Source organism: Lutibacter sp. (assembly GCF_040883305.1).
GTDB lineage: Bacteria > Bacteroidota > Bacteroidia > Flavobacteriales > Flavobacteriaceae > Lutibacter.
The window spans coordinates 1-5875 of record NZ_JBFLKT010000322.1 but is presented as its reverse complement, the minus strand read 5'-3'; the positions used below and the strand labels follow the sequence as shown (position 1 = coordinate 5875).

Below are 5875 nucleotides of genomic sequence, written 5' to 3'. Positions count from 1 at the left end.
TGTAAATTTTGGAAATACCGAAACAGGTCAAATAATGACTCCTAGAATTGATGTTTTTGCACTTTCTAGTAGTGAACCTTACGACGTTATTATAGAAAAAATTGTAACAAAAGGATTTTCCAGGAATCCTGTATATAATGAAAATACAGACAATATTATTGGTGTTTTATACGCTAAAGATTTACTTCCTCATTTAAATAAAAAAGATTTTAAATGGCAAGATGTAATTAGAGAGCCCTATTTTGTTCCAGAAAATAAAAAGCTAGACGATCTGTTAAAAGAATTTCAGGAAAAGAAAAATCATTTAGCAATTGTTGTAGATGAATATGGTGGAACAAGTGGTATAATTTCTCTTGAAGATGTTATTGAAGAAATTGTTGGCGATATTAATGATGAATTTGATGATGACGATATTTCTTATTCTAAAATAGATGCAAATAACTACGTATTTGATGGTAAAACCAATTTAAAAGATTTCTACAAAATATTAGAAATTCAAGATACAGAAATATTTGATAAAAATAAAAGCGAATCTGAAACAATTGCAGGCTTTATATTAGAAATTTGCGGGAAATTTCCTAAAAAGAATGAAATAATAAAATTCAGTTCTTACACGTTTAAAATTGAGTCTATGGACAGAAAAAGAATCAAACAAATTAAAGTTACCATTAACAGAAACCCATAAAATAATAAATGAGAAATTTTATTTTAATGTTAGCAGTTATTTTAATGGTCGTTTCTTGTACAAACAATACCCTTCCAAAACCGAAACCTTATTTAAAATTACAGTATCCAGAAATTTCGTATTCAATATTTAATTCCGATTGTCCTTATACTTTTGAATTTTCTGATATAACAACAATTTCAATAAAAGAAAACTGTTGGGCAACTATTAAATACCCAAAATTAAAAGCAACAATTCATATTACGTATAGGGAAGTTAACAATAACTTAAATGAAATTTTAAGAGAAATTGAAAAACTAACCTACGAGCATACTATAAAAGCCGATGCTATTCCAAATGCGTTGCCTTATGAAAATTTAGATAAAAAAGTATTTGCTAAATTGTATAATGTTGAAGGAAATGTGGCTTCAAACATTCAATTTATGGCAACAGATAGTGTAAAAAATGTACTTGCAGGCTCTCTATATTTTTATACAAAACCCAATTACGATTCAATTTTACCTGCAATAAAGTATATAGAAAAAGATATTATTCATTTAGTTGAAACTTTAGAATGGAAATAAAATCAAACAAAAAATACAAATACACAAAAACCATAAGAAACTGGTTATTATTAGGATTAATAATGTTAATTGGACAAGTTATAATTGGAGGAATTACTAGGTTAACAGGTTCTGGACTTTCAATTACACGTTGGGACATAATTACAGGAGTTATTCCGCCGCTAAATGCAGAAGAATGGTTACATGAATTTAATTTATACAAAGCAACACCTCAGTTTCATAAAATAAACTCCACATTTACGATACAAGATTTTAAATTTATTTATTTCTGGGAATATTTTCATAGACTTTGGGTGCGCGCTTTAGGATTTATATTTTTAATTCCATTTCTGATTTTTGTGGTTAGAAAAAAAATTAATGGCTATTTAATAAAAAGGCTAGGCTTAGTAGTTTTTTTAACAATTTTAACAGCTTCTGCTGGCTGGATTATGGTGAAAAGCGGATTGGTAAACAGGCCTTGGGTAAATGCTTACAAACTCACAATACACTTTATGTTAGCCTTATTAGTAATAACTGCAATGGTTAAAACTATTGCCGATGTATATAATTATGGAACGCGCAAAGCAATCAAATCTAAAAAAATAGTTTCGTTAGTTATAGCAATTACTTTTATTCAAATGATTTTTGCAGGATTAATGTCTGGAATGCGAGCTGGTTTGTATTATCCAAGTTGGCCAAATATGAATGGTGAATTTTTACCAGCGGTGTTATTAAATTCGGAAAATTGGGTTTGGGATAATATGATAAATTACGATAGCTATTTATTTGCACCTGCATTTATACAATTTACGCATAGAATGCTAGCTTATTTATTATTAGTAATTACAGTGTACATGTTTTTGAGACTTCGCAATAAAATATCACTATTTAGTAAGAATTGGTTGAATACTGCGTTGTTTTTACTGATATTACAAGTTGTTTTAGGAATATTAACCGTATTAAATGTTGAAGGTAAAATACCTTTGTTTTTAGGCACAAGTCACCAATTGGTTGGAGTTTTATTTTTAATGAGTTTGCTGTTTTTAAACTATTCCTTAAGAAAACAGAAGGCATAAAAAAACTCCAATTGTTAAATTGGAGTTTTTAAATTTTAAATAAAGAATTTATTGTTTTATAACATCTTTAACTTCTTTTTTAACTTTTTCAGCTCCTTCTTTTACAGCTTCAGCTCCTTCTTTTACTGTTTCTTTAACAGTATCAGCAGCTTCTTTTGCATCAGCACTTAAAGAGTCAACAGCTTTTTCAACACCTTCTTTAAGACTCTCTGCACCTTCTTCTACAGCATCTTTAGCATCTTCCGCAGCATCTTTAACACCATCTTTGGCAGCTTCAACTTCTGTTGAAACAGCATCTTTTAGTTCTTTTTTCTCAGTTTCTTTACAAGAAATTGTAATTACACTAATTATTGCAATTGCAATTAATAATTTAAATGTTTTCATTTTTAGATTGATTTATGAATTAATTATCTGCAAATTAACAACAAAATTCTAAACTAAAAATAAAAAATACAGCAAATTTATTCTATAATATCTTTATTTTCAGAAGTTTCTTTAACTATTAAATCAATTTCTGTGGTTTTGGATACTGAATATAAATCACCACCTGCTATTTTGCTAATTTTTTCTGTAATAGCTTCTTTATTTAATTTGTTTGAATCAAAAGTAAATAGCCCTTTTTTAGATTCAAAATCTACTTTTGTATAAGTGATTCCATCAACCTTAGACATTTTAGATTGTATTAATCTAGCACAACCTATTTCACAGGTCATTCCTTCAATTTCAACTTCAACACTTTTGTAATTGGCTGCCACCTCTGCTTTTTCAGCATCGATTTTAGTATCTAATGATGTTTTTTTAGTTTCATTACACGAAAATGCTGCAAAAATAAAAAGAAGAACGATTAACTTTTTCATAATAAGCTTAAATTTAAAGATTTGAACAAAAGTAGAAACTAATAATTTCAAATCCGAATATTTAACCGAATTTTACATTTTATTAACAACAATGGAAAACAAAAAATTACGTTGGGTTTATCTGGTGATACTTGCTTTAATTTGGGGGAGCTCTTTTATTCTAATGAAGAGAGCATTAATAGGTTTATCCCCAATACAAGTAGGTGCTTTGAGAACATTATTTACAGCTATATTTTTAATTTTAATTGGAGGTAAAAAAATATTTAAAATTAAAAGGCGACATTGGTATTATTTAACGTTAAATGGTTTTGTAGGGACTTTTTTTCCCGCTTTTTTGTTTGCTTTTGCCATTGACAAAATTGACAGTTCTATTGCTTCAATTTTAAATTCTTTAACACCACTAAATACACTAATTTTTGGAGCTTTGATTTTTGGTTTTAGTTTTAGAAAACGACAATTAATAGGTGTTTTAATAGGGTTAATTGGTACTTTAATGCTTATTTTAAAAGGAGTTGAGGTAAACCCTAATCAAGATTACTTTTATGCAAGTTTTATTTTAATAGCTTCAATTGGCTATGCACTAAATGTTAATATTTTGAAAAAGTACTTATTTGATTTAGACGCTTTAAGTATTACTGTAGCTAATTTTGTTTTACTTATCATACCAACGTTAATTGTGTTGTGGTTTACAGACTTTTTTGAAACTTTTGAGCTCAATCAATCCACTAAGACAGGAATGTTTTATTTAGCAATTTTGGCTGTTTTTGGTACTGGTTTGGCAAAAATTATGTTTAACAGATTAATACAAATATCTACACCCATATTTTCGTCTTCTGTAACATATTTAATTCCAATTGTAGCAATTACCTGGGGAGTTTTAGATGGTGAAAAAATAACATTATTTCAAGTTATTTCCGGCGCTATAATTATGTTTGGGGTTTATTTGGTAAATAAATCTAAATAAAAAAGCTGTCTAAAAATAGGACTTTCTAGACAGCTTTTTTAATATTTAAGAAGTTGAAGTATTAAAAATCTTCTTCAGAAACTCCTTCATTTACTTTAGCATCAATTAGTTTAAATTCAACTTTTTGAGGACCTAAACTACCAGTCTTTGTTCCTGGGAATTTAACGCCATTAAATTCTTTATAATCGCTAAAAGTTGCTTCAGTTTTTTGAGTTTGTCCACCCATACTAACTGTTTGTACTTCCTTTACCTTTAAACCTGTTTCAACATCAAAATAAATATCTGTAGATACAATTTCTCCTTTTGTGGAAATTACATAAGCATCTTTACCTTCTAAAGATTCTATCCCTGTTAATTTAGAGTTTTCGTTATTTAGTAATCCTATTTCTAAGAAAGTACCTAAAACATTTGTCATCTCAGAAGCCATATTTTCTGGTAATGGTTGTTTGTTCATAGTAACACCATCTTTACTCATTACAACCTTTTGCATTACATTACCACCCATACTAGTTTCGTTAGCATATTTAGTAGCAGTTCTTTTTTCAGTACTTGAAATTACACTACCCATTACTTCTGCTTCATACGTAACCAATGTGCTTTCTAGAGCTTTAATTTTATCTGCTCCACCAATAGCATTAAAATAGCCATCAATTACAGATTGTTTAGTAATACCATCAGAAATTGCATTAGCTGTTTCGGCAGCTTTTGCCGTCTTAGCTGCAGCAACAGTAGCAGCTTTTAAAATTGACTCTTCGGTTGGTTTAAAAACTACTTCGTAAGTTTTAGCATTTGTAACTAAATTTTTTGTAAACTTTTGAATGTCTTTTGCTGTGATACTATTAACAATTTTTTCAAAATTTTCAGTAGCATTCATATTATAATCTTCACGATAAAAGTTTGTTATTAAACTCATATCATATCGGTTATAATTTTTTTGATCTTCTCTTTCTTTTTTATAATTTGTTAATGTTTTATCAAGATCTAATTGTTGAATTTCACCGTTTGCTATTTTTTTAATTTCATTGTGAACAATACCAACAAGTTTTTCAACTTTATCTGGATCACAATCAAATAACACAGAAATAGAAGCTTCATTTATAGGTCTTTTAGATAATGAACTTCTAGCAGAAGCACCATAAGTTCCTCCTTCTTCTTCTCTTAGTGTTTCGGTATATCTTAATTGAAGAATATCTCCTAAAGCTTTTGCAAGCATGGCATTTTTTAAGGAGTATTTCATGTCGTTTTTGTACGAAATTCTCACAGAACTTTTAGGATCTTCCATTTTAAGAAAAATATCTTTATCTATAGTATTTGAAACCCAATTAACAGAATTGTCTTTCCACATTTCCATTTCATTGCTTGTTTCTAAACTAGCAATATATTTTTCTAATAATGGTTTTAAATTTTCTTTTTCAACGTCTCCAACAATAAAAAATTCAAAATCAGCTGCATTTTCAAAACGATCTAAATAAATTGCTTTAGATTTTTCAAATGACATTTCATCTACCAAATCCTGGTTAAAAATACGTTGAGTAGGGTGATTTTCACCATAAAGTGTAATTGTTAAACTATCGTTCATTTTTTCACCTATATTCTCACTTCTTCTAATAAGATAGTTTTTAACATTTTCCATTAAAACTTTATAGGCATCTTCGTCGAAACGAGGTTTTTCAAAGGTTAAATAAACCATTTGAAGCATAGTTTCAACATCTTTTGTTGAAGATGATCCTGAAACGCTTTCAGATAAATCA

7 protein-coding genes are annotated in these 5875 nt (G+C 28.5%); 4 read left to right on the top strand and 3 right to left on the bottom strand.

Annotated elements, in window-relative coordinates; genetic code table 11:
• The 3 genes from AB1Z17_RS10295 to AB1Z17_RS10285 form a co-directional block, all read left to right on the top strand.
• Window positions 1-685, top strand: a 685-nt coding sequence (locus tag AB1Z17_RS10295) for a transporter associated domain-containing protein (RefSeq protein WP_368051717.1), incomplete at its 5' end; no start/stop codon positions are given.
• Window positions 686-693: 8 nt separating this feature from the next.
• Window positions 694-1248 carry a gliding motility lipoprotein GldD gene (gene gldD, locus AB1Z17_RS10290; protein ID WP_368051716.1) on the top strand — a complete coding sequence of 185 codons (555 nt, stop codon included), beginning with the start codon at window positions 694-696 and terminating at the stop codon, window positions 1246-1248.
• Complete coding sequence (locus AB1Z17_RS10285; protein ID WP_368051715.1) at window positions 1239-2303, top strand: COX15/CtaA family protein; 1065 nt, start codon at window positions 1239-1241, stop codon at window positions 2301-2303. Before gldD ends, AB1Z17_RS10285 begins: the two co-directional genes overlap by 10 nt.
• A gap of 48 nt (window positions 2304-2351) precedes the next feature.
• Here the strand turns inward: AB1Z17_RS10285 and AB1Z17_RS10280 are convergent, their stop codons facing one another.
• Complete coding sequence (locus tag AB1Z17_RS10280; protein WP_368051714.1) at window positions 2352-2687, bottom strand: hypothetical protein; 336 nt, start codon at window positions 2685-2687, stop codon at window positions 2352-2354.
• A gap of 77 nt (window positions 2688-2764) precedes the next feature.
• Window positions 2765-3160 carry a heavy-metal-associated domain-containing protein gene (locus AB1Z17_RS10275; protein WP_368051713.1) on the bottom strand — a complete coding sequence of 132 codons (396 nt, stop codon included), beginning with the start codon at window positions 3158-3160 and terminating at the stop codon, window positions 2765-2767.
• Window positions 3161-3251: 91 nt separating this feature from the next.
• Here AB1Z17_RS10275 and AB1Z17_RS10270 point away from each other — a divergent pair, with 91 nt between their 5' ends.
• The gene (locus AB1Z17_RS10270; RefSeq protein ID WP_368051712.1) at window positions 3252-4124 is read left to right on the top strand and encodes a DMT family transporter; all 873 of its coding nucleotides are present in this window, start codon (window positions 3252-3254) and stop codon (window positions 4122-4124) included.
• Between the two features lie 61 nt (window positions 4125-4185).
• Here the strand turns inward: AB1Z17_RS10270 and AB1Z17_RS10265 are convergent.
• Window positions 4186-5875: M16 family metallopeptidase (locus AB1Z17_RS10265; protein ID WP_368051711.1), on the bottom strand; the 1690-nt coding region annotated here is incomplete at its 5' end.